We start from the raw sequence: 239 nt of genomic DNA, 5'->3' as shown, positions 1-239 counted from the left end.
GGCGATCGACCTCGTGGACGAGGCCGCCTCGCGTCTGCGCATGGAAGTGGACAGCAAGCCCGAGGAGCTCGATGCGCTCGACCGTCAGATCCTGCAGATGCAGATCGAAGCGGAAGCGCTAAAGAAAGAGGACGACACCGCGTCGAAGGACCGTCTCGAGAAGCTCGAGAAGGAACTGGCCGATCTGCAGGATCGCGCTTCGGAAATGACTGCCAAGTGGCAGGCCGAGCGGGACAAGC

Annotated in this window: 1 protein-coding gene; it reads left to right on the top strand. The window is 62.3% G+C overall.

Annotated features, from left to right (window positions below):
• On the top strand, positions 1-239 hold a 239-nt coding region (locus B3D39_RS11340; RefSeq protein ID WP_286789697.1), incomplete at both ends, for a hypothetical protein.

Origin of the sequence: Thioclava sp. UBA3469, assembly GCF_002378135.1 — a bacterium.
Classification (GTDB): Bacteria; Pseudomonadota; Alphaproteobacteria; order Rhodobacterales; family Rhodobacteraceae; genus Thioclava; species Thioclava sediminum.
This window is presented reverse-complemented; position numbering and strand designations above follow the sequence as displayed.